This window comes from Liquorilactobacillus nagelii DSM 13675, from assembly GCF_019444005.1.
In the GTDB taxonomy this organism is placed as follows: domain Bacteria; phylum Bacillota; class Bacilli; order Lactobacillales; family Lactobacillaceae; genus Liquorilactobacillus; species Liquorilactobacillus nagelii.
Map to the genome: position 1 here is coordinate 585,346 of NZ_CP049304.1, position 24,526 is coordinate 609,871.

Consider the following 24,526-nt stretch of genomic DNA (forward strand, 5'->3'; position numbering starts at 1 on the left):
AGACATTGCGCATTAATAAAATTGAAAGTTGTTCGTAAATAAAGAAGCCAGCTTCGGCTGGCATACATATAAATTTGTTCTATAATAAGACGGTATCAAATATTATTGAAAAGATGACATTATGAAAAATGGAGCACTGACATCTGACAGTCCCACTAGGCTTATTTTTAATGATTTATAAATTTTATATTGTTAAATGCATATAATTGCATTACAATAATCATTGCAGTTGTAGTTTTTAACTGCAACTCCACTCGAAAAGGGTCTATCTTTTTCCCAGTTGATAGACCCTTTTAAATATTTGCTATTGAAAACAACTATAAAACAAACTAAAATATTAGTTGCAATGTATATTGCATAGACAAAGCGACCTATCTTGTCTGAGATAGGCTTATTTTTTATTTACACTTCAAACGTATGTTCGCTTAATCTGATTAACGTGGCATTCAACTGATAGACTTATACAAAAATAAGACAACTAATCAGCTGTCTTAAGAAGTATGTTAAATTATAATTGAGTTTTTTATTTGATTTGAAGTAGGCTTATTTAAATAATGATCTTCAATTTTGAACAGAGGCAGAATCAACTGAATCTTTAGCTCCAGAATAGTCTGATAATTGCCAAGTAATTGTGGAACCATCTGAATTGCTTTTTTCATAAGTATCAAAGGTAATCGAGTTGCCATTTTCTGAATAATTAAACTGAAAATCTCCAATGGTTAGTATGCCTTCTGATATTTCATAAGGCTGATCATATGCTCCACCCATTGAAGACATACGTGCTGTAGAATCATCTTTCAAGTACCCTAAAATAAAACCATCATGTACTGTATTCTGAGGTGCTTTCCCTTCATTCATAGCTTTGTTGACATCTTCGCCATTATACAAAATAGGCGCGATTTTAAAGCCACTCTGTAAAACATTTTTAACAGCAGTTATATTGTTGGTAGTACTAGTTTCAGATGAACTTGCTTCAGTAGTTGATGAAGATAAGCTAGTATCACTGCTGTAAGAATAAGAGCTTTGCTGAGTTGTGCTACTGGATATAGTGCTACTTTTCTGGCTGTCTTGATCTGAAGAGCTATTTTGATTGGAACTGTTTTGGCTAAAAGCAGCTGAAATCTCACCGTTGTTTTTATTGTGTTGGCGAAACGTAAAAAAGCTGCAATGCATATTACTAGTAAAACTGCTAAAGATTTGATTGCAATCGACTTTCTTCGTTTTGATCTAGCCTCAATAAAATCATTTCTCTATTTAGGGTCATTTTGACGATCCTTGTAAAACTGATATGTATGTTTTGTTCTTGAATGTTGACTATAATATTTTTTGACCATAACTAATCTCTCCCTGTTTAGATTCATTTTTTACCCAATATTAATATTACCATATTGTTTAGCTATAATATATCGTGAAATTTGTTCGAAAATGCATCAATTTATATGTAAAGTAAAGGCGGATAGATGAATTTTAAGTAATGGATAGGGTATGACGTTTAACGCGAATATCTATATTAAAACGAATTGAGTTTTATTTGAGTCCAAGCTAGGAGCGCATAAAAATAGGCCAAGCACTTTGACCTACATAAATGTATAAAATTTTAATAACTTAAACGGTGTCCCAACAGTGCACTAAATCGCTTAAAGTATTGATGTATAGGCATTTATATATCCTGTACTCTCCTTATTATTCCGTTTTAGATAGTTTTAGGACGTCACATTCCGATTATGTGGCGTTTTTATTTTACGATGATTGCCTAAAACCTACTGAAAAGGATAGGAATGGAACACAAAGTTAGTCAATGACTAACCAAGAGACAAAAAAGTTAGTCAATTTTTAATTTTTTGACTAACTCTTATTTTTTGACTAACTATATTTGATTTAGCGTATCTGACAGCAATTCATTTTGATTAGATGAAACGTGAGTATAAATGTTTAATGTAACACCGATATTTTTATGACCCAGACGTTTTTGAACAGTTTTAGGTAAGATGCCTGGGTTCTTTTCAAATAACCATGTTGCGTGAGTATGCCTAAATCCATGTGGGGTTATTTGAGGTATAAATGATTGATATTTTGGATCATGTGTTAATTTAAAAGCTGCTGCATAATCTGATGAGCCCATATCAATAATTGAATTCAGCCAGTTATTTGGTTTACTCAAATTGAAGTAGTTATCTTTTTGATTTGGGAATACTAGCTTAGAATTGTTGTTGGTTTTTAATTTAGTTAGCATTTCAAAAATTAATTGGTTAATCGATATTTTACGATATGAATCCCATTTAGGTGGTTGGAGCGCCATCTTCCCGTTTTCATTTGTGACGATGGTTTTATTAATATCAATCATTTTGTTTTCTAAATCAACATCTTCCCAGGTTAAAGCTAGTAATTCGCCTTTACGCATTCCCGTATAAGCTAAGGTTATAAAAAATACGGCTTTAAAGAATTCGATTTTACCTGGATAATTAACACTAGAACTATCCCTGACATACGTAACAAACTTTTTTAGTTCATCAGTCGACAAAAAGTTATGAGAATCTTTAGCATTCATTGAACGAATCTTCGGGAGCAAGATGTGATCAAAAGGGTTTGCGATAATTTCCTTTTTTGATATAAGCATAGTCAAATACTCGCTTCGCATACCTTGCTACAATATTTGATTTTTTATATGCTAGTGACCATGCTTCGACGAATGGCTGCAAATATTCTGATGTTATTTTGCTAAGCTGTTGATCACCAATATATGGTAAAATGTGGCAATCAAAAATTTGTTTAGTTTTATAGAGTGTACTGGATTTAACGGTGTTCCGATATTGGTTCTCAAACCACTCTAAGTATTCTTCTTTAAATGTTTTACCGTTTTCAGTAAGAAGCTCATAAGTGCCATCAGCAACTTGAACCTGAATTTTTTGATAAGCAGAATTGGTCAAAGCAGGAGTTTTAAATCCACGTTTAGTTGTTATTTTCTTTTTACCAGTTTGTGGATCTTTTCCTAGATAAATCTGAAAATAATAACTCTTCTTGCCGTTTTTATAAATTTTTTCTTTGATAGCTTTATTTTTCTTGTATTCAAACATTTTAATCACTCCATTTATGATAGAATGGAGTACACAAAGAGCGTGTGCTTATTGCATACTCTTTAAAATATCTAACTCTACACACTCAAGCTTTAGGCGGGGAGAGTGTGTTTTTTATTTAGTTAAAAAAACTAATAACATAATCTATTTTGTTTATTCTTTCGGAGCTTGGTTTTGGAGTTTTAATTCTTTGAGTATTTGATCATTTTGGGTTATCATTACCCAGTTTTGTTCAACTATAGCTCTTAAAAATGTTGCTGTTGCTTTGTCTTTAGCATAATCACTTGATAAGACTTTCTTGCTATTTCGAAGTAACTGTTCTTCATCAAGCTCGTTTAGGATAGTTTTCACTTGCCATAGAGAATCATCATTTAAGTTTGATAAACCTCTATCTTGTAGAATGCCCTTGATATGATTACTATTGAATAACATTTTAATCATTTCTTTCAATATGTAACTCTCAAGGATAGTTTATCATGAAAGTATGAAATTTATAATGAATGTGGATTGCACAATGCATTTGTCCGAAATTTCGTGCTGTTCATTAAGTTAATTGTCGAATTTTAGAATTGAAATAAGAAAATTTAGTTTAATTGTAAAGCATCAGATTATAATATAGAATATTAATAGTAGAAATATTGTAAAGTAGCATTTCAAAAGTACGGTTAAAATATGATTATTGATTTAGGCTGCTTTTTTAAGGAGAATATAAGATTATGAAGATTGGCATCGATAAAATCGGCTTTTTTACTTCTGATTTATATGTTGACATGAGGGAATTAGCACAACAGCGTCAGGAGGATCCAGCAAAATATTTGATTGGAATTGGGCAAAAAAAAATGGCGGTAATTCGTCCAACACAAGATGTAGTAACATTAGCAGCCAATGCGGTTGATCAGATATTGAGTGAAGCAGATCGGCAAAAATTAGGTCTAGTTATTTTTGGAACTGAATCAGGAGTTGATAATTCCAAATCAACGGCAGCTTATTTAGCTGGTTTGCTGAAATTGCCAGAAAAATTACAAGTTGTCGAAGTTAAGCAGGCCTGTTACGGAGCAACAGCAGGTTTAGATTTTGCCCAAGGATATCTTTGTCTTCATCCGGAAAAAAAGGTTTTAGTAATCGGTGCAGATATTGCTCGCTATGGTTTGAGGACACCAGGTGAACCAACTCAAGGTGGTGGTGCAGTTGCCATGTTAGTTACGACTAATCCACGGATTATTGCTTTTGAGCCAAATAGTGCAGTCGCAATGCGGGATGCAAATGACTTTTGGCGGCCTTTAGGTGAGAGTGAAGCGCGAGTTGCTGGTAAATTCTCAAATAATTTATATCTGGATCTTTTACAAGAAGTTTGGCAAGAGTATCAAAAAACAGCAGGGCTTCAATTAATTGATTTCACCGCGTTCATTTTTCATTTGCCGTATACTAAATTAGGTTTGAAGGGGCTTCGCAGTTTAACTTCTGGAAATGATTTAGCAATTAATAGTCAATTATTTAAACAATTTGAAGCAGCACGAAGTTATAATGCTCAGGTTGGGAATCTGTATACCGGTTCACTTTATCTTAGTTTCTTGTCCTTATTGCAAAATTCGCCTAAGTTGCAAGCCGGTCAAAGAATTGGCTTTTACAGTTATGGTTCTGGAGCTCAAGCGGAATTTTTCAGCGGTTTGTTGCAGCCCAAGTTTAAAGAACAGATAGCACAGAATGATTTTAAACAAATTTTAACTGAGCGGCGGAAAATTTCAGTTGCAGATTACGAAAATTTATATCAACAGCAAGTTATTCAAACAACTGAACATAAATTGAGAACAACTGAAGATCCGGCGAAATATGTTTTCGCTGGGACTCATGAATCGCAAAGAACTTACGAAATTCATTAATTTAAAGTTGTCTTTAGGACATTGTTAAATTAAATGTTATAATTAAGTAAATTGCTTACTATTTTGTTTAAAAAACGTAAGCTTCAAAAGGCACTGAGGAGGGGATTTTTTGGCAAACATAAGTCCAGTTGAAATTGAACAATTTCAACAATCAGCTAAAGAACTGCAAAAAAAAGTTTCAAATAAGATTCATTATCTGCAAATCTTATTAAACGCTGTTCAAGAACACGACGATCGCTTAATTTACCAATTAATTGACGGAGAGAATTATTCGCAAGAAATTATGCAAGCAAAGCATGGAACATCTGATATTGGAAATGAGCGTCTTTTAGATGATGTAACTAAACAAATTGGTCAATACTTAAGTGTCAATTTACTTTCATACTTAAAGGAAACTTATCCATTTTTTTATTTTGAACAAACCGGTTTAGGTGCTTATCAGTTTTTCTTCGGTAATTGGTGGGATCGCCGGCTTTTTGGAACATTGGATGTATTAAAAGTTGCCTTTGATTTTGACGAAATTGAATATCGTAAATTAAAGCAAGCTTTTGAATTAGAACAAGAAAATAAACGGCTAAACAGTGATCGAATTGCAACGATTTCACAACAAACTGATCAATTACAAGCTCTGATCGATTCCCAGAATGAACGTGATCAAAAAAAAGAAAAAATAAGGCGGCAATTAAAACAATTAGCTCAAGAAAAAGTTCTTCCTTGGGAAGCCGCTAAAGCGAGAGAAAGCAAACAAGAATTGGTTAGTCAATTGTCTGAACTAACTGATCAAGACGAAAAAGCACAAAAAGCTTACAAGCTTATTCATGAAAGTGAAAAAGAGGTTTTGAAGCTCTCTAAAGAAGATACATTGATCGGCTATGAGAAGCAGAGTATTGTTGCTAGATTTGGTAGCTTTGAAAATTTTGAAGCACGTAACCGGTCGCTATATCGCGATTATATTGCTGACTTGATTGCAACCAAAGGGCGGGTGAGAATTGAACATGAGTGATTCATTAAAGCGAACGGTTACTTTTCAACCACACCAAGCAAAAAAAGAAGTCGATCCGGCTACCCTTAGTACGACTGGTCGTCTGATGTCATATAACGATCAACTCAAAGCAGGGTTAAAAAACGGTGCTAATTTTACACAACTACTTGACCAATTAATTACAACTGAATCAACGGAAGAACTTTTTAAAGCTGTTGCTGACTTGACAGTCTTTCAATTGGATACTGCATATTTAGTATTCCCACTACAATATAGTAAATCTGATTTTTATTTAATATTTCTAAATCGTTTATTAGACTTGCATCAACGTACGGGAGTTGTGTTACAGTCTTCAGATCAATACCATGAGCTTTATCATGAATATGCTGGTATTAATGCAGCGGGCTATTTTGTTTTTGAGTTTTCAAATGATAATCCAGATGGTGCGTACTATATTGAAAAAAATAGCCAGCTTAAGCTGCTTTATCTTGATTTTACAAAACATTTATTGCGATTTAATAGTCATGCTTTAACGCAACTATTATTAATAGACTATTATCCGAAACTAGAACCACAAAAAATCAAAAACTTTGCCAAAATACTTTTAGAAATTGGCAACTATTTAAAACAAGATTTCGGTTTTGATGTTGACTTTGGTTTTCTTGATCCGACTAATAGTTGTGTTTATCAGATTAGTGACTCCAATTTATCAACCACAATCATTGATCAATTGTTTGTTGCAGCGGCTCAAGGTGGGAAAATGCTAGAGTCCGGTACAGTAGCTCAATCAGCAATTTTACGACTTGATGATCAAGTAACTGTTACGATTTTTCGTGAAACAGATCCAGATCAAGTTCATTTTGGTGAGTGGTTATTAAAAGTTCGGGACTTGCACCAAACAACGAGTTGGTTTGATGTTTTATTGCGGTATCAATTTTTGAAAGAATGGTATCTAAATAATTTAAATAGTTTGGAAATTAAAGCAGATTTATTATATTTTTCTTAGGAGGAACAGGTGTGGATGTCGAAGGAATGCTAGCAACAGTTCAACATACACAGTTAATTCGGTTTAAAAATGCAGGGATCGTTGACCGGCAAAAAATGATTTCTTGCGAATATGCTGAATTATTGCAAAAAATAGGACAGCTTTTTTCACAGCTTGAACAAAATGAAATTGAAAATTTTACAAATTATCAAGCCGCTTTAAAGTCATTTCTAAGTGCTGCTTTAATCTGTAAATGGGGCTATCAACTATTAATTGATGAAAGTGTTGAACAACGGTTACTCAAACAAAATGCCAAAAGTTCAACTGACCAGATATATTTGACTATGGTTGAGTTGCTTTCTAAAAGCTACCAACAAAAAAGCCAAACAGCTTTTGTACATGCTTGGCATATTTTTATTAAATTTGGTATAGCTAATTTAAAGATTGATTTAAAAAATATTCTAAAAAGTGAATAATGGCTTTAAACACAGTCACTACAATATTCTGAAACGATTGCTATTGTTATTTTGTTTTAGATGTTTGCAAGCAGACTGTTTTTTTTGCAAATACTGCACGAACTGAACTCCGCCAGCTAAAATTAAAATACCTATAATTGATAAAAATGCAGTCATTCAGTTAGCCTCCTTTTCATTACATTAATGTTACATTATTGTTGCATAGTTTCAAAAATATTTCAAGCGATTAGGCTTAAAATTGATTAAATAAACAAAAAAATGAAGATTGACAATTAGCGAAATTTAACGTATAATTCAGTACGTTGTTTATGGCTCGGTAGCTCAGCTGGATAGAGCATCCGCCTTCTAAGCGGACGGTCGAGAGTTCGAATCTCTCCCGCGCCATTTAGTTGTGTAAAAAGGCCCAGAAAATCTAGGCCTTTAATTAGGTTTGATTGACGGTTAAGGATTTATTTGTTATGATTTGACCGTTGCATTCGTGCTTGCACAACTGCAACCGCACATAAGCAGTTTTAAAGTGATTGAGCTGCTGCTTGTGGCGAGTCTAAGTCAAAAATCAAGGAGGTGCAAGATATGTACGCAATTATCAAAACTGGCGGCAAGCAACTTAAAGTTGAGGCTGGCCAGGTGATCTATGTAGAAAAATTACCAGTTGCTGCAGGTGAAAAAGTAACTTTCGATCAAGTTGTTTTGGTTGGTGGTGAAAAAACAGTGATTGGCAAACCTTTTGTTGATGGAGCATCTGTTGTTGGAACTGTTGAAAAGCAGGGACGTGAACGTAAGGTTGTCACATATAAGTACAAGCCAAAGAAACATTCACATACAAAACAGGGACATCGTCAACCTTATACTAAAGTTGTGATTGATGAAATCAACGCTTAATAATAAGGATGATAGACTATGATTTGTGCTACTTTTAACTGTCAGAAAAAATTAATTAATAGTTTTGAACTGACAGGTCATGCTGATGCCGGAGAGTATGGCAATGATATTGTTTGTGCAGCTGTTTCAGTGTTGGCGATCAGCACAGTTAATGGATTACAGCAATTGGCTAAAGCTGATTTGTTAGTGAAGCAAGATGAAAAAAATGGCGGCTATTTAGCGGTTACTTTGAAAGACTTGCATAATTCGGCTGCACAATTGTTATTGCATAATTTTCAACTAGCTTTAAAGGATGTAGCACAAACCTATTCCAATTATTTGAAAATCAAAGCAGAATAATTTAATAGGAGGTGGATTTGTAATGATTATGGATTTGCAATTCTTCGCCCATAAAAAAGGCGGCGGTTCAACAGCTAACGGACGTGATTCTGAATCGAAACGTTTAGGAGCAAAACAAGCTGACGGACAAGTTGTTTCGGGCGGTTCAATTCTTTACCGCCAACGGGGTACAAAAATCTATCCTGGTGTTAATGTTGGCATGGGTGGCGATAATACTTTGTTTGCTAAGACAAGTGGAGTTGTTCGTTTTGAACGTAAAGGTCGCGACAAGAAACAGGTTTCTGTTTACCCAGTTGCAGAATAAGTTTAAATTAAGGACCAATGCGGAACGCAAGTTTTGTATTGGTCCTTTTTTCAACGGGAGATAAAAATGGAAAATTCAAGGGTCAAAAAATTGCGCAAAGAAATGCAAAGAATGCACTTTGATGGTTTTTTGGTGACTGATCCAGTCAATCGCTGTTATATGAGTGGCTTTACAGGGGATGATGGAGTTTTACTGATTACTGAACAAGATCAATTTCTGATTACAGACTGGCGTTTTGAACGCCAGGTGGAACATGATTGTCCCACTTGGCAACTAGTTTTAACTAGAGATTATTTAGGTGAGACTTGTCGTTTAGCACAAAAAAAGCATCTATCTGCATTAGCTTTTGAAAGTACCATAAATTATGATAACTATAGTTTTTTAGATGAGAATTTTCCAGCTGACTTAGCTGCAGTTTCTGCAGTAATTGAATCTCAGCGTTCAATCAAAAGCGAAGCAGAAGTGAATATAATTCGCGAATCATGTCAATTAGCTGGGCGTGGTTATCAAGCGGTACTTGAATTTTTACAACAGGAAAAAGATATTACAAGCATAACTGAGCATGATGTTGCAGTTTTTTTGGATCAGTTTATGCAAAAGCATGGTGCAGAAGATAAATCATTTCCAACAATTGTTGCTAGTGGTGAAAGATCAACCTGGCCGCATGCGATGGCCTCTAGCGCTTCGTTAAAGCCACAAACAATGGTTACACTTGATTTTGGCTATTTTTTACATAAATACACTTCAGATGTAACCAGAACATTTGCAATAGGCGAACAATCAAAAGAATTTTATCAGTTATATCAAATAGTGCAAGCAGCTCAAAAGGCTACGATTGAAGCTATCAAGCCCGGAATTTCGGGAAAACAACTCGACCAAATTGGACGCCAGATCATTACCCAAGCTGGTTATGGGAAATATTTTAATCATGGAATGGGACATGGGATCGGTTTGGCAATTCATGAATTACCGGCAGTTGGTGCTGGATCACAAGATGTTTTGCAAACTGGTCAAATAGTCACAATTGAACCAGGAGCTTATGTTCCTGATGTTGGCGGTGTACGAATTGAAGATGATATTTTAGTTACTCAAGCTGGTTATGAAATCCTAACTGATTTTAATCGGGATTATCGTGAGCTTTGAGCTAGAACTTGCATTTTCTGTCTAAAAACTGCTATTATTAATTGTATATGATTTTCTGCGGATTCATGGTTTAACAGCAGAACTATTTTAGGAGGAACAGTATGATTTCGGTAAATGAATTTAAAAATGGATTAACAATTGAAGTTGAAGGAGATTTGTGGCGGGTTGTTGAATTTCAGCATGTTAAGCCTGGTAAAGGCTCAGCTTTTGTTCGTTCAAAACTGAAAAATCTGCGGACAGGTGCCGTACAGGAAAAAACTTTTCGTGCTGGTGAAAAAGTTGAACAAGCACAAATCGACAATCGGAAAATGCAGTATTTGTATGCTGATGGAACTAATTATGTTTTCATGGATACAACTACTTATGAACAACTGGAACTTCCTGAAGAACAAATTAAAAATGAATTAAATTATTTAAAAGAAAATATGGTAGTTAGCATTATTATGCATGGTAATGAGACCTTGGGAGTTGATTTGCCCAATACAGTTGATTTGCAAGTTGCAGAGACTGAACCAGGTATTAAAGGTGACACAGCTTCAGGTGGTTCAAAACCAGCTAAATTGGAAACAGGATTGGTGGTTCAGGTACCATTCTTTGTAAATGAAGGCGATGTCCTAACCATCAATACACAAGACGGAAGTTATGTTTCACGGGCTTAACAGCAAAGCGAGGAGGAAAAACAATGGCAGAGGATAGTAATATCATTTTAGCTGATAGTCATTCAGCTAACGGCAGCATTGAAATCGCTCCGGAAGTTTTAGAAGTAATCGTTGGGATTGCGGCAACACAAATTGATGGTGTTTATTCAATGCGCGGTTCATTGGCTAATAGTTTAAATGAATTATTTGGTCGTAAAAATCGTGGTAAGGGTGTTAAAATCGATCAAGATGCAGGACATTTGAGTGCAGACGTCTATGCTTTTCTAAACTACGGTGTCTCGGTTCCGCAGGTTGCGTTGGCGATTCAAGAAAAAGTTAAGCAACAGTTATTGTTTATGACTGGACTGAAGTTAGTTGCTGTTAATGTCTATGTTCAAGGAGTTGTTCCTGCCAAACAAACTTCGGTTGTTGATCCAAATAATCTATTTGCTGAAGAAAATGGTGAAACAAAGTGATGAAACGACATGCAATAAGAGAAGTTGCTTTTCAAATTCTGTTTGCAATGGAAAGTAATGAAACGACAAATCTAGCAGAGCTTTATCAACAACTAAAATTGCAAAATAAAGAGTTGTCCCCTGAAATTCCGGCATATTTAGAATTACTGGTAACCGGGGTTCACAATCATTTAGCAGAATTGAATGATTTGTTGATTAAGTATTTGAAGGCTGGCTGGTCACTACAAAGATTGAATAAAGCGGATTTAGTGATTATGCAACTGGCAACTTTTGAAATTAAATTTGTTGCTGAGACACCTAATCGAGTTGCGGTTGATGAAGCCCTAGAATTAGCTAGAGAGTATAGTGATGAAGCATCACGCAAATTCATTAATGGTGTTTTATCCAATCTGATCCAACAAGAAAATTGATTTTTGGTGTATTTTAATATTAGAGAGTTTTCACAGATTTACTAAAAGCTGGCTTTGAGCCGGCTTTTTTGATATGCTAACCAATCAAAAAATATGGTAAAATGTAATTTAGTATTTAGCAGATAAAAGGTGGCGATTTTCATGGCAGTAAAATTGGACGGGAAAAAACTTTCACAAAAGATTGCTGTACAGTTGCAGCAAGATGTAGAAAAATTAAAATTTTTGGGTGTTACCCCTAAATTAGCAGTTGTTTTGGTCGGTGACGATCCGGCAAGTCAGGTCTATGTTCGCAATAAACGAAGAATGGCACAGAAAATCGGAATTGAAACTAGTGACTTAACTTTACCAGCAGCAACGAGTGAAGCAGAGTTGCTGCAAATAATTGCCAAATTGAATCAAGATTCAACAGTTCACGGGATTTTAGTACAACTTCCTTTGCCACCACAAATAAATGAAGAAACGATTATTCAAGCAATTAATCCACTAAAAGATGTTGATGGATTCCATCCCTATAATATGGGAAAGTTATTTATGGGCGATCCCTACGCGATTCCTTGCACACCAAATGGAATTATGCAATTATTATCGGAGTATAGAATTTCTTTAACAGGCAAAAAAGTTGTTATTGTTGGTCGAAGTAAGATTGTTGGTCGTCCACTGGCAGCGTTAATGATTAATCATAATGCTACTGTGACGGTAGCTCACAGTTACACTAAAAATTTATTTGAATTAACAAGAAGAGCCGATATTTTGGTAGCTGCAGTTGGAAGGGCAGAAATGTTTACACAAACAGCTATTGAATCTGGAGCTGTAGTAGTTGATGTTGGCATTAACCGGAATGATGCTGGAAAGCTGGTAGGTGATGTCGACCAAATGAAAGTTGCAGATGTAGCTAGCTATTTAACTCCAGTTCCTGGTGGAGTTGGTCCAATGACAATTGCAATGTTAATGAAGCAAACTGTCAAATTTGCAGAACGGAGCGTGAAAGGGATTGGCAACGACTGAGGACTATTTAACGGTTAGTGAATTAACTCAATACTTAAAGAGAAAATTCGATGCAGATCCTTATTTAGGTCGCATTTATTTAACTGGTGAAATCTCAAATTTCAGAATCCGTCAAAATGCCCATCAATATTTCAGTTTAAAGGATGAACAGTCAAAAATCAGTGCCATTATGTTTCGTTCAGCCTTTGCTAAAGTCCGCTTTAAACCTGAAGAGGGAATGAAAGTTATGGTGATTGGGCGAATCTCTTTGTATCCGCCAAGTGGCAGTTATCAAATTTATGTTGAGCAAATGGAGCCAGTCGGTGTCGGTGCATTATATCAAGCTTATGAGCAATTAAAAAAGAAGCTTGCAGAAGAAGGACTTTTTTCTAAAGCTAAACGGCCTTTACCACATTTCCCACGAAAAATTGCTGTTATAACCAGTCGATCCGGTGCAGTTATTAAAGATATCATGATAACTGTTCAACGACGTTATCCTCTAGCAAAGCTTTATTTATTTCCGGCACAAGTACAGGGTGATGCGTCGGCTGGTGAGTTAGTTAAACGAATTAAACAGGTTCAACTAACTGGAACATTTGACGTCTTAATTATTGGTCGGGGTGGTGGTTCAATTGAAGATCTTTGGCCTTTTAATGAAGAAACTGTTGTTCGTGCGCTATCAACTTGTACGATACCAGTAATTTCATCTGTGGGTCATGAAACAGACACGACTTTGACTGATTTAGTTGCCGATGTAAGAGCAGCTACTCCAACTGCAGCAGCTGAATTGGCTGTACCAGTCTTGAGTGATGAGTTGCTGAAAATCAAACAACAACGATTGCGCTTGTATCAGGCATTTCGAGCTTTATTGAAGATTAAACACCAAGAATGGAAAAGATTAGCTGCTGCCCAAATTTTTTCACAACCTGGACGACTATATGAAGGATATTATCAAAAACTGGATTTGCTAACACAACAATTACAACAAAATTATCAACAGCGCTTAATCAGTAAAGAACGGCAACTGACTTTGCTGATGCAGCAGCTAAATCAATTTAATCCATTAGAACGGTTACATTTGATGCAAAGACAATTGACTTTTTTGCAGAAAAATCTCCAAAAAAGTGCTACTAATTATTTACAGACTAAGCAACATAATTTGGGAGCTATAGCTGCTCAGTTAGATTCTTTAAGCCCGCTAAAAGTTTTGGGACGTGGTTATGGTTTTGCAACTAGTTCAGATCGATTACTTAAATCGACCGAAGAGTTCGAAATTGGAAAAGAATTTGTATATCATTTGGCTGATGGAAAAATTAATGCAAAAACTTTAGCAATTAGAAAGGATGTTATTGATGACAGAAAAACCAACATTTGAAACACGTCTAGCAGATCTCGAAAAAATTGTTCAGCAATTAGAAAAGGGTGATACTCCTTTGGAAACGGCTCTAGATCAATTCCAAAATGGAATAAAACTTAGTCGAGAATTGCAACAGCAATTGGAAAAAGCTGAAAAAACTTTAACACAGGTAGTTGATGAAAATGGCAAAGTAACCGATTTTGAACGAGATGTTCAAGATGAATAGGACTAAACTTGAAAAATTCACTCGACATTATCGAACACTCATAAATCAAGACTTGCAGCAGTATTTAACCAGTTTAACCGGTAACGTTAATTTGGTTAAAGCTATGAGTTATTCTGTCATGGCTGGTGGAAAAAGAATTCGTCCGCTATTAGTTTTAGCAGTCTGTCATGATTTAACTGGAGAAATTACTGAAGGAGCATTAACTGTTGCAGCTAGTCTAGAATTACTGCATACATATTCATTAATCCATGATGATTTACCAGAAATGGACAATGATGACTTACGTCGAGGACGCTTGACGAATCATAAAGTTTTTGGTCAAGCGGCTGCAGTATTAGCGGGTGATGCGTTGTTGACGAATGCTTTCGCTTGGTTAGCAACCGCTGATCTTCCTTCAGGTGAGGTGGTCAAGTTGATTGGTTGTCTGGGCCAAGCAGCTGGCGCAGAGGGAATGGTTAGTGGCCAAATGAGCGATATTTTGGGTGAAAACCAAAAGTTGAAATTGGCTGAACTACAGCAGTTACATCGCCAAAAAACAGGGGCCTTACTTTTATATGCTTGTCAAGCTGGGGCGATTTTAGCTGGAGCAAGTAGTAAAATAGAAAACTTGATTATAATCTATGGTCAGGCTTTTGGGTTAGCTTTTCAAATTTATGATGATATTTTGGATGAAACTAGTACTACGGTAGAACAAGGCAAACGCGTTCATAAGGATCAAACTGAACATAAAAACACCTACCCAGGTTTGCTGGGGATAAGTGGAGCACAAGAAGCTCTTGCACAAGCTTTAGAACAAGCAGCGGAAGCTTTGGAGAAATTAAGAAGTTTAGGTTATGAATGTCCACTGCTAAAGGATATGTTAGGGTATTTTGCGGGAGAAAAGAAATAATGACAAAACAACGTGTTGACATTTTACTAGTTGAGCAGGGTCTTTTTTCAAGCCGAGAACAAGCTAAAAGAGCCGTCATGGCAGGAGAAATTCTGGGTGCTAATGAAGAAAGACTTGATAAACCCGGAATGAAAATTGACGTTAAAACTAAGTTGCATTTTAAAGGTAGCAAGTTACCATATGTTAGTCGTGGTGGGTTAAAGCTGGCAAAAGCTTTAAATGTATTTAAAATTGATGTTAAAAACAAAATAGTTTTAGATATTGGATCCTCTACGGGTGGATTTACAGATGTAATGCTGCAAAATGGTGCTGCGCGCAGCTATGCTTTGGATGTTGGAACTAATCAACTGGTTTGGAAATTGCGGCAAGATCCCCGCGTAATTGTTATGGAGAATACCAATTTTCGTTATAGTCAACCAAGTGATTTTTCAATAGGAGTACCTGAATTCGCGTCTATCGATGTTTCTTTTATTTCTTTAAAATTAATTTTACCAAATTTGCATCAAATTTTACCAATTGGTGGTGAAGTCGTAGCTTTAATTAAACCACAATTTGAAGCTGGAAGAGAAAAAGTTGGTAAGCATGGGATTATTCGTGAACCAAAAGTGCATCAAGAAGTTTTAGAGGAAATTTTGCATTTTGCGAGAACTGAAAAATATGATATTTTGGGATTGGATTTTTCTCCAATTACTGGTGGTTCTGGAAATATAGAGTTCTTAGTTCATTTAAAAAGTAGCCATTGTCTAGGAACTTTAGCAGATAGGATTGACATTTCGAAGGTTTTACATGCAGCTTGGCAACAATTAAAATAAATCATATTATTTTACTGAATGTTCTTTAATAATTATGCAATTTAAGCTATGATATGAATAGTTAATGAATATTATTGGAGAGGCTGTGAAAGCGATGCGAAAGCAGGAACGGCAAAAGGCCATCAAAAAATTAATTCAACAATACAGTATTGATCGCCAAGAAGATATTGTTAAATTGCTTGAAGAACAAGGAATTGAGGTCACACAAGCGACTATTTCTCGAGATATTAAAGAACTACAGTTGGTAAAATTGCCAGCAACAAATGGTGGTTATCAGTATAGTTTGCCAGCTGAAAAAAAATTAAATGCAGAAAAGAAATTGAAAAAAACTTTGCATGATGCATATGTTTCTTCACGCTTGCATGATGTTTTTTTCTTAATCAAGGTTTTGCCAGGAAATGGGCCAGCAATTGCTAATCTGATTGATCAGTTAAAGGTTGAAGAAATTTTTGGAGCTTTAGGTGATGATGATACGATTTTGGTTATTTCCAAGAGTAGTTCAGCAGCAAAACAAACTCAGCAATTATTGTTGGGGATGATCGGCTAAAATATGGGAAGGCAGGGCGAATAAATCAATGTTGCGGGAACTGACAATTAAAGATTTTGCAATAATTGAGAGTTTGGATATAAATTTTCAGTCCAAAATGACGGCAATTACCGGAGAAACAGGGGCTGGCAAATCAATTGTAATTGATGCACTGGGGCTACTAGCTGGAGGCCGGGCATCTCAAGAGTTTATTCGTCAAAGTGCCAATAAATTTATTTTACAAGGATTATTTGATTTACCTAGTGATCAACAGCTACTTGAATTATTGCAACATTTGGGGATTAATTTTGATGATCATAATATAATTATTCAGCGTGAGTATAGTCGAAATGGTCATGGAATTTGTCGAATTAATGGTTTAATGGTCACACGAGCCGTTTTAAGGCAAGTTGGTAAATATTTACTTGACATTCATGGTCAAAACGAACAACAAAGTCTAATGCATGTTGAAAGTCACATCCAATTATTAGATCAATTTGACCCAGCGATTGGACCGATTAAGCAAAACTATCAAACAGCTTATAGTAATTATCAGAAATATTTGCATCAATTGCAACAACGTAAAAAAAATGAGCAGAGTTGGGCTCAACGGTTGGATATGTTGAAGTTTCAAGTTAAAGAAATTAAAGCAGCAGATTTAAAAACTAATGAAGAAAATCAGTTACAGCATGAAAAAGGAACATTGGAAAATTTTCAATTAATACAGCAGTCATTGGCTAATAGTTATCAACTATTAACAGGTGATCCAGCTGCTTCTTTGGACCAGGTTGGGAAGGCAATGGATTCTTTAGAGCAAATTAGCAATTTTTCAAAGTCTTTCAAAAAAATTAGCGATAATTTGAACAGTGCCTTTTATTTGTTGCAAGATACTGCTCATGATTTGTCCAATCAGTTAGAATTACTTGAATGGGATGAAGGACGGCTTGAAGAGGTTAATGAACGACTGGAGTTGATTAATCAGCTTGAACATAAATATGGTGCTGACATTCCAGAAATTTTAGATTACTATCAAAAAATTTCAAATGAACTACAGGAAATGGAAAGTAGCGAGTCCGATAGTGATCAATTGGAACAACAAGTTTTACAAGCTCACCAAGCAGCGGAAAAAATTGCTGATCATTTGCGAAAACTGCGCCATAAAGCAGCCGACAAGCTGGTACTGGCAGTCCACAAACAATTAAAAGAACTTTGTATGGACAAGGCGATTTTTGAACCTCGCTTTTGGACGCTAAATCAACTTAATCAAAATGGCAGTGATCGAGTTGAATTTTATATTCAGACTAATCCAGGAGAAACAGTTGGACCACTAGTTAAAATTGCTTCGGGTGGTGAACTTTCGCGAGTTATGTTGGCGCTTAAAACTATTTTTTCTGTGCAGCAAAACGTTACTAGTATTATTTTTGATGAGGTTGACACTGGGGTTGGTGGTCGAGTTGCCCAGGCTATTGCTGAAAAAATTTTGCAAATTGCTAAACAATCGCAAGTTTTATGTATTACTCATTTGCCGCAAGTTGCTGCTGTTAGCGATCATCAGCTATTAGTCCGGAAACAAGTTGTAGCTGATCGAACAGAAACTAAGGTTTGTTGGTTAACGGAGCGTCAGCGAATTGATGAGTTAGCAAGAATGCTAGCTGGAAGTCAAATCACTTCTTTGACAAAAAAACACGCGGCGGAACTATTAGAGTTAGCCGCAAGGTTAAAGGGAAATTAGTCAATTTGTGGCTGCAAACATTTAGAAATAATCTTAAAAAATATGCAAAACAAAAAAGAGACACGCTGATTTGAAGGGGCCCACAATTATTAGATTTCTCGGCTAACAATTGTAGAGCACTTCACTTTTAGCAGTCTCTTTTCCTTTGGATGAATTGATTATTTAAAGAAAATTACGATATAAACCAATGACTTTGCCTAAAATTAAAACCTCCTGCAAAATAATTGGATTTAACGAATCGTTTTCTGGTTGAAGTCTGAAGTGACCATTTTCTTTAAAGAAACGTTTGCAAGTGGCTTCGCTTTCTTCAGTTAAAGCAATAACAATATCACCATTATCGGCAAACCGTTGTTTACGAACAATCACTTGATCACCATTTAGAATTCCAGCATTGATCATACTTTCTCCCCGAATTGTTAGCATGAAAAGATTATCGGCTGAATCAAATTCCGGTGGTAAAGGGAAAAAATCGCTGGTTTCTTCAACAGCTAAGATGGGTGAGCCGGCGGTTACCGTGCCGACCATTGGAATCTCACGTTGATGATTCTTAATTCCTAGCAATGATAACCCAGCAGCTGTTAGTTCAATAGCTCTGGGTTTGGTCGCATCCTTTTCTAAGTAGCCTTTTTTTTCTAACCGTGTTAAATGACCATGAACAGTTGAAGTTGATGAAAGATTAACAGCTTCGCAAATTTCTCGGACAGTTGGCGGATAACCCTGATCAGTTACTCGTTCATAAATAAATTTTAAGATGGCTAATTGTTTTTTTTCAGATGTTTTTGTCATAAAAGACACTCCATTTATATTTACTAAAATAATCATAACATATGCAGTGATGTCTAGCAAACAAGCGTTCGTTAAATTTGATAAAAGCAGAAAATTCAGTTAAGATACAAGGTGTTACTATTAAATTAATTATAGATATGAGGCTTATAAAATGGCAGAACAAATTCCCCAAGAGCTGATTGATCGAATCAATCAACTCTCGCACAAAAAGAAAACAGTTGGTTTAACTGAAGATGAACAAGTTGAACAAAAAAGTTTACGTGAAACTTATTTAGCTTTATTTCGGCAAAACTTTCGGAATAATCTTGAAATGGTTCGTGTATTTAATAAAGCAGGTAAAGAAGTAACACCAGCAAAGGTTCGTAAAATCCAAAAAGAAAAAGGTTTAAGAAACGATTAGTTAACTTTGGCTTTATTTTTTTGTAGGATTTGTGTAGAATTGTTAATGAAGTGATTTGAAAGGAGTTATTGCTATGTCAACGGCTGTCTGGATCTTATTGATCGTTTTAGCTTTGGTTTTAGGATTTGTTGGCGGATTTTTCGCAGCACGAAAGTATATGGAAAATTATTTAAAAAAGAATCCACCAATCAATGAAAACATGCTAAAGATGATGATGCTGCAGATGGGGCAAAAACCATCTGAGCGTAAATTGCATCAAATGATGAATGCGATGAAAACTCAAAGTGCCAAACAAGATTCCAAAAAATAATTTTCGTGAATGAAAATAGGGGGTTACAGCAATTTGCTGCAACTCCCTATATTAGTTGTGATTATTTATCTGCTTGTTTTGGATCTTGATAAATAAAGTTTGGATCGATTTCTTGATCCAGTTTTTTAAAAGATGCAGTCATTTCGGCAATAACTTTTTGTTCAAGTTCGGAATTTAGTTTGCCTTTTGGATCAACTGTGATTGGATCACCGAAGTTAATAATAACTTTTTTTCGCGTCAGCAATTGTTTAAAGGTTAGCGGCCCTTGATAAACGGCGGGGACAATCGGGACTTTGGCTAATTTGGCAATTAGAATGACGCCGCCCTTTAGTTTTTGTGAATGACGTGTTCCAGAAGGAAACATGATTAATGATAGGTCTCGTTTTTGTAGCCAGCGCACCGGTGTCTTAATTGCCGAAGGTCCAGGATTTTTCCGATCAACGGGAAAAGCGTTCGCGTGAACTAAAATAAAGCGTAGAATAGAATTCTTGAAAAGTTCTTTTTTTGCCATGAATGAAAATTTTTTTGGTGCTGCTCCAAGCGCAAAGTAGATCATGTCAAACCAAGTTCGGTGTGGTCCGACTAAAATATAATTTTTTGCTGGAAGCTTTTCCTTATTTAAGTAATGAGCATTGCCGTTAATGAGAAATAGGATTACTCTGGCAACAACCCGGATAAAAGAATAGAACATGTGTTAACGTTCCTTTCTATTTGGAATTGAGAATCTTCAAGACTAGTATGCCTAATTTTAGGCAATCTTTCAAGTTGTAAAGGATGAAATTAAGATGAAATTAAATGTCAGTGAACGAATTGATCTGCTTTATGCAAATAATATTAAAATTATTCAAAGCGCAGAAGTTTTTTCTTTTTCATTGGACGCAGTATTACTAGCTGATTTTGCTCAGCCACCGCGGAAGTCTAGTGGAAAGATAGTAGATCTGTGTGCTGGAAATGGTGCAGTAGCTTTGTTTTTAAGTGATAAAACATCAGCTGAAATTTCGGCAGTAGAAATTCAACCTCGCCTAGCAGATATGGCACGTCGCAGTGTTGAACTCAATCACTTAGAACATCAGATTACCGTTTTGCCAATTGCTGCTCAAAAGATTTTTAAATTGATACCGAAAGACTCAGTTGATGTAGTGACTTGTAATCCACCTTATTTTGCTGACTTGCCGGAAAGTAAAAAAAATCCCAATCAATTTCTTGCTTTGGCACGTCATGAAATTGCGATTAAACTCGAAGAAGTTATTGCCATCAGCAGTGGATTATTAAAAATGAAGGGCAAACTTTTTATGATTCATCGCCCAGAAAGATTTGGGGAATTATTACAACTATTATCAAAATATCGTTTGGCAATTAATCAAATTCGGTTAATTTACCCTAAAGCAAACAAACCTGCCAATATGATTTTGATTGAGGCCATTAAAGATGGTAGTCAAGCTGGAATCAAATTTTTGCCACCAGTGACAGTTTATAATCAGGCAGGAAATTATACAGCAGCAATTAAGGAACTACTTTATGGAAAATAAGCAATTATTTTATTTTTATGTGTTGCTTTGTGCTGACAAATCTCTTTATGGTGGTTTTACAAATAATTTACAGCACCGGCTAGCTGCTCATAATTCTGGTAAAGGGGCTAAATATACACGGAATCATCGCCCTGTAAAATTAATTTATTTTGAAGAGTTTCCGACTAAATCAGAAGCTTTAAAAGCAGAGTATGCATTTAAACATCAAGCACGTTCGAAGAAAATTACTTACCTAAAGCAACATGGAGTAACTGTTTAAATTTTTGTCATGTGATCTTTTCATGGTACAATAATATGAGTGAGCTTGAGTAATCTTATCCAAGCTCATCTCAGCCGTATGATAGAGTACCACAGTAATTTAAATTATTTTGGAGGTTTATCATGAAGTTTATTGCTTTTAACGTTCGTCAAGACGAACAACCTTATTTTGAAAGTTGGGAACAGCAAAATCAGATTGAAGTTAAAACGGTTAGCGGTTCTCTAACAAACAGTTCACTTAAACAAGTCGATGGATATGACGGCGTTTTGGCTTTACAGACCGGTAAATATCCGGCTGAAATGTTTAAAGATTTTAAAAAATACGGCGTCAAAGTTTTGTCAATTCGCAATGTTGGAACTGATAACGTTGATTTGGCAGCAGCTGAAGCAAATGGTGTTTTAGTAACAAATGTCCCGGCATATTCACCAAATGCGATTGCAGAGTTTTCTGTAACACAATTACTGCAATTACTACGCAATACGACGGTTTTTCGTCAGAAGGTCGCTGAACAAGATTTTCGTTGGGCACCTTATGTTGGAAAGGAACTGCGTAATTTGACAGTTGGTGTAATCGGAACAGGCCGGATTGGTCGCGCTGCAATTAATATTTACCGCGGTTTTGGAGCAAAAGTGATTGCCTATGATCTATATCCTAATGCGCAACTTCAAAAAGAAGGCATTTATGTTGCTTCTTATGATGATTTATTTGCTCAAGCAGATGTTGTTACGCTGCATATGCCAGCAACAGCGGCTGATCACCATTTATTAAATGCTCAAGCTTTTGCTAAAATGAAAAAAGGCGTTTATTTAATTAATACAGCACGGGGTACACTGGTTGATTCTCAGGCACTATTAGCAGCATTAAAGTCTGGCAAGGTAGCTGGAGCAGCATTAGACACCTATGAAGGTGAAAGTTCACTGTTCAATCATGACTTGCGCGGTCAACAAATAAAAGATCCTGTTTTTAATGAATTAATGCGTCAGCCGAATGTTTTAGTGACACCGCACATTGCATTTTATACCACCACAGCGGTCGAAAACATGGTGTTAATTTCGTTAAATAGTGCTAAAAGTGTTTGTAAGACTGGCACGGCCGAAACAATTGTTAAAATCCATTAATAAAAACTTGCGCTTTGTTGTTGGATGTTATAAAATACTAAAGGTGCTTTTAGCACCAATTCACACCTTAGTGATGATAATAACTGGAGTTGCCTGAAACTTATTGGTCCAGTTAATTTGACATTAGGGGAGGAAAAAACAATTTGGAGGTTTTATTATCATGTCAGTTATTACTATGAAACAGCTGCTTGAAGCAGGGGTACATTTTGGTCACCAGACACGTCGCTGGAATCCAAAAATGAAAAAATATATTTTTACTGAGCGAAATGGTATTTATATCATTGATTTGCAAAAAACAGTAAAATTAATTGATCAGGCTTATGATTTTGTCAAAGATGTTGCTGGTCATAATGGGGTTGTTTTATTTGTTGGAACAAAAAAACAAGCTCAAGATGCAATTGAAGAAGAAGCAAAACGTGCTGGTCAGTTTTATGTTAACCATCGTTGGTTAGGTGGTACTTTAACTAACTGGGATACAATTCAAAAACGGATTAAACGCTTGAAAGAAATTAAAGCAATGGCTGAAGATGGAACTTTTGATGTTTTGCCTAAGAAAGAAGTTGCTCTTTTAATTAAACAAAAAGAACGCTTGGAAAAATTCTTGGGTGGGATTGAAGATATGCCGCATTTACCAGATGCTTTGTTTATCGTTGATCCTCGCAAAGAAAGAATTGCGGTTAAAGAAGCACGCAAGCTTAATATTCCGATTGTTGCGATGGTTGATACAAATGCTGATCCAGACGAGATTGACGTTAAAATTCCTTCAAATGATGATGCAATTCGTGCTGTTCGCTTAATTACGGCTAAAATGGCTGATGCAATTGTTGAGGGACGTCAGGGTGAAGATCAGGGTGAAGCTGATGATTTTGCAGCTGCTGGTCATGACTCAAAAAATGAGTCAATTGAAGATATCGTTGAAGCAGTTGAAGGAAAAAAAGATAGTAAAGATGCTGAATAATTAAACTGAGGCTGTCTCGAACTAGGGCGTGATAAAGCCTAAAGTTTGGGGCAGCTTTTTGAAATTTAGGAGGAATTATTAATGGCAAAAGTTACAGCAGCACAAGTAAAAGAACTTCGTACCAAAACCGGTGTTGGAATCATGGATGCTAAAAAAGCATTGGTTAAAGTTGACGGTGATATTGAAAAGGCAATTGACTTTTTACGTGAAAAAGGAATTGCTAAAGCGGCTAAGAAAAGCGATCGTGTGGCAGCTGAAGGCTTAGCAGATGTTGAAACTGTTAATAACACAACTGCAGTTGTTGAAGTTAATGCTGAAACAGACTTTGTAGCACAAAATGCTAAATTCAAAGATTTAGTAAAATTAATTGCAACGGCAATCGCCGAAAACAAACCAGCCGATGTTGCAGCTGCATTGGAATTGACAGTTGAGGGTCACACAATCAATGATAAGATTATTGAAGCTACTCAAGTAATTGGTGAAAAAATTACTTTACGTCGTTTTACTTTGATTGAATCTGCTGCAAATCAGTCTGTTGGCTCATATTTGCACATGGGCGGGAAAATTGCTGCTGTTGTTGTCTTGGACGGCGCTGATGCAGCTACTGCTAAGGATGTTGCAATGCATGTAGCAGCTATTAATCCTAAGTATTTGAATCGTGATCAAGTTCCAGCTGCTGAATTAGAACATGAAAAAGAAGTTTTGAAACAAGAAGCTTTAAATGAAGGCAAACCAGAAAAAATTGTCGAAAAAATGGTGGTTGGTCGTTTAAATAAATACTTAAGTGAAATTAGCTTAGCAGATCAAGAATTTGTTAAAGATCCCGATCAAACAGTTGCTAAATATGTTGCTTCTAAAAATGGTAAATTAGTATCATTTACCCGATTTGAAGTTGGCGAAGGAATTGAAAAGAAAACTGATAACTTTGCTGAAGAAGTAATGAGCCAGATTAAGGATTAAGTTAATAAAAAAGAAAATCATTTGATTTTCTTTTTTTTAGGTCAATTTTAAATTTGATTGTTATCCAAGACAAAAACTATTTAATAATATA

Annotated in this window: 32 protein-coding genes, 1 tRNA gene and 1 other annotated feature; of the genes, 26 read left to right on the plus strand and 7 right to left on the minus strand. The window is 35.6% G+C overall.

The features are described 5' to 3' along the window. Positions 1-561: 561 nt before the first annotated feature. From G6O73_RS03210 to G6O73_RS03225, 4 genes are all read right to left on the minus strand, one after another. Positions 562-1,173, minus strand: a complete 612-nt coding sequence (locus G6O73_RS03210) for a hypothetical protein (protein WP_057885876.1) — start codon at positions 1,171-1,173, stop codon at positions 562-564. Positions 1,174-1,867: 694 nt separating this feature from the next. Beyond that, on the minus strand, positions 1,868-2,548 hold the full coding sequence (locus G6O73_RS03215; protein WP_057885877.1) for a site-specific integrase: 681 nt from the start codon (positions 2,546-2,548) through the stop codon (positions 1,868-1,870). Between the two features lie 28 nt (positions 2,549-2,576). Continuing rightward, positions 2,577-3,074: an N-terminal phage integrase SAM-like domain-containing protein gene (locus G6O73_RS03220; RefSeq protein WP_219935200.1), complete on the minus strand. Its 498-nt coding sequence runs from the start codon at positions 3,072-3,074 to the stop codon at positions 2,577-2,579. Positions 3,075-3,227: 153 nt separating this feature from the next. Then, positions 3,228-3,515 (minus strand): hypothetical protein, encoded by a 288-nt coding sequence (locus G6O73_RS03225; RefSeq protein WP_228956577.1) that lies wholly within the window; start codon positions 3,513-3,515, stop codon positions 3,228-3,230. Between the two features lie 275 nt (positions 3,516-3,790). On the opposite strand from G6O73_RS03225, the gene G6O73_RS03230 reads away from it, so the two are divergent. The 4 genes from G6O73_RS03230 (at position 3,791) to G6O73_RS03245 (ending at position 7,397) form a co-directional block, all read left to right on the plus strand. Then, complete coding sequence (locus tag G6O73_RS03230) at positions 3,791-4,954, plus strand: hydroxymethylglutaryl-CoA synthase (protein WP_057885879.1); 1,164 nt, start codon at positions 3,791-3,793, stop codon at positions 4,952-4,954. A gap of 109 nt (positions 4,955-5,063) precedes the next feature. Beyond that, positions 5,064-5,957, plus strand: coding sequence for a hypothetical protein (locus tag G6O73_RS03235; protein WP_057885880.1), 894 nt, complete (start codon positions 5,064-5,066; stop codon positions 5,955-5,957). After that, on the plus strand, positions 5,950-6,942 hold the full coding sequence (locus tag G6O73_RS03240) for a hypothetical protein (RefSeq protein WP_057885881.1): 993 nt from the start codon (positions 5,950-5,952) through the stop codon (positions 6,940-6,942). Before G6O73_RS03235 ends, G6O73_RS03240 begins: the two co-directional genes overlap by 8 nt. Positions 6,943-6,953: 11 nt before the next feature. Further along, positions 6,954-7,397 (plus strand): hypothetical protein, encoded by a 444-nt coding sequence (locus G6O73_RS03245; RefSeq protein ID WP_057885882.1) that lies wholly within the window; start codon positions 6,954-6,956, stop codon positions 7,395-7,397. An 18-nt stretch (positions 7,398-7,415) separates the two neighbouring features. Here the strand turns inward: G6O73_RS03245 and G6O73_RS03250 are convergent, their stop codons facing one another. Next, a complete protein-coding gene (locus G6O73_RS03250) occupies positions 7,416-7,553 on the minus strand; it encodes a hypothetical protein (protein WP_157056682.1) in 138 nt (45 codons plus the stop codon). Between the two features lie 154 nt (positions 7,554-7,707). Between G6O73_RS03250 and G6O73_RS03255 the strand changes: the two genes are divergently transcribed. The 15 genes from G6O73_RS03255 to recN all read left to right on the plus strand — a co-directional run bounded on the left by G6O73_RS03255 (position 7,708) and on the right by recN (position 18,115). Continuing rightward, a tRNA-Arg gene (locus G6O73_RS03255) sits at positions 7,708-7,781 on the plus strand. Between the two features lie 100 nt (positions 7,782-7,881). Beyond that, positions 7,882-7,953 (plus strand) — a sequence feature (ribosomal protein L21 leader region). A gap of 17 nt (positions 7,954-7,970) precedes the next feature. Beyond that, on the plus strand, positions 7,971-8,279 hold the full coding sequence (gene rplU / locus G6O73_RS03260; RefSeq protein ID WP_057885883.1) for a 50S ribosomal protein L21: 309 nt from the start codon (positions 7,971-7,973) through the stop codon (positions 8,277-8,279). An 18-nt stretch (positions 8,280-8,297) separates the two neighbouring features. Then, positions 8,298-8,618 (plus strand): ribosomal-processing cysteine protease Prp, encoded by a 321-nt coding sequence (locus tag G6O73_RS03265; RefSeq protein WP_057885884.1) that lies wholly within the window; start codon positions 8,298-8,300, stop codon positions 8,616-8,618. Between the two features lie 22 nt (positions 8,619-8,640). Beyond that, on the plus strand, positions 8,641-8,922 hold the full coding sequence (rpmA, locus tag G6O73_RS03270; RefSeq protein WP_057885885.1) for a 50S ribosomal protein L27: 282 nt from the start codon (positions 8,641-8,643) through the stop codon (positions 8,920-8,922). A 66-nt stretch (positions 8,923-8,988) separates the two neighbouring features. After that, positions 8,989-10,065: a M24 family metallopeptidase gene (locus G6O73_RS03275; protein WP_057885886.1), complete on the plus strand. Its 1,077-nt coding sequence runs from the start codon at positions 8,989-8,991 to the stop codon at positions 10,063-10,065. Between the two features lie 101 nt (positions 10,066-10,166). Beyond that, positions 10,167-10,724 (plus strand): elongation factor P, encoded by a 558-nt coding sequence (efp, locus tag G6O73_RS03280; RefSeq protein ID WP_057885887.1) that lies wholly within the window; start codon positions 10,167-10,169, stop codon positions 10,722-10,724. A 23-nt stretch (positions 10,725-10,747) separates the two neighbouring features. Continuing rightward, positions 10,748-11,179 (plus strand): Asp23/Gls24 family envelope stress response protein, encoded by a 432-nt coding sequence (locus G6O73_RS03285; protein ID WP_057885888.1) that lies wholly within the window; start codon positions 10,748-10,750, stop codon positions 11,177-11,179. Beyond that, positions 11,179-11,589: a transcription antitermination factor NusB gene (nusB, locus tag G6O73_RS03290; protein ID WP_057885889.1), complete on the plus strand. Its 411-nt coding sequence runs from the start codon at positions 11,179-11,181 to the stop codon at positions 11,587-11,589. The genes G6O73_RS03285 and nusB overlap by 1 nt, the downstream gene beginning before the upstream one ends. A 141-nt stretch (positions 11,590-11,730) precedes the next feature. Next, positions 11,731-12,594 (plus strand): bifunctional methylenetetrahydrofolate dehydrogenase/methenyltetrahydrofolate cyclohydrolase FolD, encoded by an 864-nt coding sequence (gene folD, locus G6O73_RS03295; protein WP_057885890.1) that lies wholly within the window; start codon positions 11,731-11,733, stop codon positions 12,592-12,594. Next, positions 12,581-13,948, plus strand: coding sequence for an exodeoxyribonuclease VII large subunit (gene xseA / locus G6O73_RS03300; RefSeq protein WP_057885891.1), 1,368 nt, complete (start codon positions 12,581-12,583; stop codon positions 13,946-13,948). The genes folD and xseA overlap by 14 nt, the downstream gene beginning before the upstream one ends. Next, positions 13,926-14,156 (plus strand): exodeoxyribonuclease VII small subunit, encoded by a 231-nt coding sequence (locus G6O73_RS03305; protein ID WP_057885892.1) that lies wholly within the window; start codon positions 13,926-13,928, stop codon positions 14,154-14,156. The genes xseA and G6O73_RS03305 overlap by 23 nt, the downstream gene beginning before the upstream one ends. After that, complete coding sequence (locus G6O73_RS03310) at positions 14,149-15,045, plus strand: polyprenyl synthetase family protein (RefSeq protein WP_057885893.1); 897 nt, start codon at positions 14,149-14,151, stop codon at positions 15,043-15,045. The genes G6O73_RS03305 and G6O73_RS03310 overlap by 8 nt, the downstream gene beginning before the upstream one ends. Further along, entirely contained in the window at positions 15,045-15,857 is an 813-nt protein-coding gene (locus tag G6O73_RS03315; RefSeq protein WP_057885894.1) for a TlyA family RNA methyltransferase, read from the plus strand. The genes G6O73_RS03310 and G6O73_RS03315 overlap by 1 nt, the downstream gene beginning before the upstream one ends. 94 nt (positions 15,858-15,951) lie before the next feature. Continuing rightward, positions 15,952-16,404, plus strand: coding sequence for an arginine repressor (gene argR, locus G6O73_RS03320; RefSeq protein ID WP_057885895.1), 453 nt, complete (start codon positions 15,952-15,954; stop codon positions 16,402-16,404). A gap of 28 nt (positions 16,405-16,432) precedes the next feature. Further along, a complete protein-coding gene (gene recN, locus G6O73_RS03325) occupies positions 16,433-18,115 on the plus strand; it encodes a DNA repair protein RecN (RefSeq protein WP_057885896.1) in 1,683 nt (560 codons plus the stop codon). A 162-nt stretch (positions 18,116-18,277) separates the two neighbouring features. Here recN and lexA read toward each other — a convergent pair whose 3' ends face one another. Then, positions 18,278-18,901, minus strand: coding sequence for a transcriptional repressor LexA (gene lexA / locus G6O73_RS03330; protein WP_057885897.1), 624 nt, complete (start codon positions 18,899-18,901; stop codon positions 18,278-18,280). 151 nt (positions 18,902-19,052) lie between these two features. Between lexA and G6O73_RS03335 the strand changes: the two genes are divergently transcribed. Together G6O73_RS03335 and G6O73_RS03340 are read left to right on the plus strand one after the other, a co-directional pair. Next, positions 19,053-19,301: a DUF896 domain-containing protein gene (locus G6O73_RS03335; RefSeq protein ID WP_057885898.1), complete on the plus strand. Its 249-nt coding sequence runs from the start codon at positions 19,053-19,055 to the stop codon at positions 19,299-19,301. Between the two features lie 73 nt (positions 19,302-19,374). Continuing rightward, positions 19,375-19,611: a YneF family protein gene (locus G6O73_RS03340; RefSeq protein ID WP_057885899.1), complete on the plus strand. Its 237-nt coding sequence runs from the start codon at positions 19,375-19,377 to the stop codon at positions 19,609-19,611. 61 nt (positions 19,612-19,672) lie between these two features. On the opposite strand, the gene G6O73_RS03345 is transcribed toward G6O73_RS03340, so the two are convergent. Next, complete coding sequence (locus G6O73_RS03345; RefSeq protein ID WP_057885900.1) at positions 19,673-20,302, minus strand: lysophospholipid acyltransferase family protein; 630 nt, start codon at positions 20,300-20,302, stop codon at positions 19,673-19,675. 94 nt (positions 20,303-20,396) lie between these two features. Between G6O73_RS03345 and G6O73_RS03350 the strand changes: the two genes are divergently transcribed. The 5 genes from G6O73_RS03350 (at position 20,397) to tsf (ending at position 24,435) form a co-directional block, all read left to right on the plus strand. After that, a complete protein-coding gene (locus G6O73_RS03350; protein ID WP_057885901.1) occupies positions 20,397-21,140 on the plus strand; it encodes a tRNA1(Val) (adenine(37)-N6)-methyltransferase in 744 nt (247 codons plus the stop codon). Further along, positions 21,130-21,399: a GIY-YIG nuclease family protein gene (locus G6O73_RS03355; RefSeq protein WP_057885902.1), complete on the plus strand. Its 270-nt coding sequence runs from the start codon at positions 21,130-21,132 to the stop codon at positions 21,397-21,399. Before G6O73_RS03350 ends, G6O73_RS03355 begins: the two co-directional genes overlap by 11 nt. Before the next feature lie 122 nt (positions 21,400-21,521). Then, positions 21,522-22,517, plus strand: a complete 996-nt coding sequence (locus tag G6O73_RS03360) for a D-2-hydroxyacid dehydrogenase (protein ID WP_057885903.1) — start codon at positions 21,522-21,524, stop codon at positions 22,515-22,517. A gap of 160 nt (positions 22,518-22,677) precedes the next feature. Beyond that, positions 22,678-23,475 (plus strand): 30S ribosomal protein S2, encoded by a 798-nt coding sequence (rpsB, locus tag G6O73_RS03365; RefSeq protein ID WP_057885904.1) that lies wholly within the window; start codon positions 22,678-22,680, stop codon positions 23,473-23,475. Positions 23,476-23,556: 81 nt separating this feature from the next. After that, positions 23,557-24,435, plus strand: a complete 879-nt coding sequence (gene tsf, locus G6O73_RS03370; RefSeq protein ID WP_057885905.1) for a translation elongation factor Ts — start codon at positions 23,557-23,559, stop codon at positions 24,433-24,435. The last annotated feature ends 91 nt before the right edge of the window (positions 24,436-24,526 follow it).

What these genes read in the sequence shown, in the direction of transcription:
- G6O73_RS03240 (WP_057885881.1), top strand. Translation starts at nt 5,950, where the DNA reads ATGAGTGATTCATTAAAGCGAACGGTTACTTTTCAACCACACCAAGCA.
- efp (WP_057885887.1), top strand. Translation starts at nt 10,167, where the DNA reads ATGATTTCGGTAAATGAATTTAAAAATGGATTAACAATTGAAGTTGAA.
- G6O73_RS03350 (WP_057885901.1), top strand. Translation starts at nt 20,397, where the DNA reads ATGAAATTAAATGTCAGTGAACGAATTGATCTGCTTTATGCAAATAAT.
- G6O73_RS03215 (WP_057885877.1), bottom strand. Translation starts at nt 2,548, where the DNA reads ATGAATGCTAAAGATTCTCATAACTTTTTGTCGACTGATGAACTAAAA.
- recN (WP_057885896.1), top strand. Translation starts at nt 16,433, where the DNA reads ATGTTGCGGGAACTGACAATTAAAGATTTTGCAATAATTGAGAGTTTG.
- G6O73_RS03265 (WP_057885884.1), top strand. Translation starts at nt 8,298, where the DNA reads ATGATTTGTGCTACTTTTAACTGTCAGAAAAAATTAATTAATAGTTTT.
- rpmA (WP_057885885.1), top strand. Translation starts at nt 8,641, where the DNA reads ATGATTATGGATTTGCAATTCTTCGCCCATAAAAAAGGCGGCGGTTCA.
- G6O73_RS03315 (WP_057885894.1), top strand. Translation starts at nt 15,045, where the DNA reads ATGACAAAACAACGTGTTGACATTTTACTAGTTGAGCAGGGTCTTTTT.
- G6O73_RS03305 (WP_057885892.1), top strand. Translation starts at nt 13,926, where the DNA reads ATGACAGAAAAACCAACATTTGAAACACGTCTAGCAGATCTCGAAAAA.
- G6O73_RS03225 (WP_228956577.1), bottom strand. Translation starts at nt 3,515, where the DNA reads ATGATTAAAATGTTATTCAATAGTAATCATATCAAGGGCATTCTACAA.
- G6O73_RS03250 (WP_157056682.1), bottom strand. Translation starts at nt 7,553, where the DNA reads ATGACTGCATTTTTATCAATTATAGGTATTTTAATTTTAGCTGGCGGA.
- folD (WP_057885890.1), top strand. Translation starts at nt 11,731, where the DNA reads ATGGCAGTAAAATTGGACGGGAAAAAACTTTCACAAAAGATTGCTGTA.
- argR (WP_057885895.1), top strand. Translation starts at nt 15,952, where the DNA reads ATGCGAAAGCAGGAACGGCAAAAGGCCATCAAAAAATTAATTCAACAA.
- rpsB (WP_057885904.1), top strand. Translation starts at nt 22,678, where the DNA reads ATGTCAGTTATTACTATGAAACAGCTGCTTGAAGCAGGGGTACATTTT.
- rplU (WP_057885883.1), top strand. Translation starts at nt 7,971, where the DNA reads ATGTACGCAATTATCAAAACTGGCGGCAAGCAACTTAAAGTTGAGGCT.
- G6O73_RS03210 (WP_057885876.1), bottom strand. Translation starts at nt 1,173, where the DNA reads ATGCATTGCAGCTTTTTTACGTTTCGCCAACACAATAAAAACAACGGT.
- G6O73_RS03345 (WP_057885900.1), bottom strand. Translation starts at nt 20,302, where the DNA reads ATGTTCTATTCTTTTATCCGGGTTGTTGCCAGAGTAATCCTATTTCTC.
- G6O73_RS03335 (WP_057885898.1), top strand. Translation starts at nt 19,053, where the DNA reads ATGGCAGAACAAATTCCCCAAGAGCTGATTGATCGAATCAATCAACTC.
- G6O73_RS03220 (WP_219935200.1), bottom strand. Translation starts at nt 3,074, where the DNA reads ATGTTTGAATACAAGAAAAATAAAGCTATCAAAGAAAAAATTTATAAA.
- tsf (WP_057885905.1), top strand. Translation starts at nt 23,557, where the DNA reads ATGGCAAAAGTTACAGCAGCACAAGTAAAAGAACTTCGTACCAAAACC.
- G6O73_RS03310 (WP_057885893.1), top strand. Translation starts at nt 14,149, where the DNA reads ATGAATAGGACTAAACTTGAAAAATTCACTCGACATTATCGAACACTC.
- G6O73_RS03340 (WP_057885899.1), top strand. Translation starts at nt 19,375, where the DNA reads ATGTCAACGGCTGTCTGGATCTTATTGATCGTTTTAGCTTTGGTTTTA.
- nusB (WP_057885889.1), top strand. Translation starts at nt 11,179, where the DNA reads ATGAAACGACATGCAATAAGAGAAGTTGCTTTTCAAATTCTGTTTGCA.
- G6O73_RS03360 (WP_057885903.1), top strand. Translation starts at nt 21,522, where the DNA reads ATGAAGTTTATTGCTTTTAACGTTCGTCAAGACGAACAACCTTATTTT.
- G6O73_RS03275 (WP_057885886.1), top strand. Translation starts at nt 8,989, where the DNA reads ATGGAAAATTCAAGGGTCAAAAAATTGCGCAAAGAAATGCAAAGAATG.
- G6O73_RS03230 (WP_057885879.1), top strand. Translation starts at nt 3,791, where the DNA reads ATGAAGATTGGCATCGATAAAATCGGCTTTTTTACTTCTGATTTATAT.
- G6O73_RS03355 (WP_057885902.1), top strand. Translation starts at nt 21,130, where the DNA reads ATGGAAAATAAGCAATTATTTTATTTTTATGTGTTGCTTTGTGCTGAC.
- G6O73_RS03285 (WP_057885888.1), top strand. Translation starts at nt 10,748, where the DNA reads ATGGCAGAGGATAGTAATATCATTTTAGCTGATAGTCATTCAGCTAAC.
- lexA (WP_057885897.1), bottom strand. Translation starts at nt 18,901, where the DNA reads ATGACAAAAACATCTGAAAAAAAACAATTAGCCATCTTAAAATTTATT.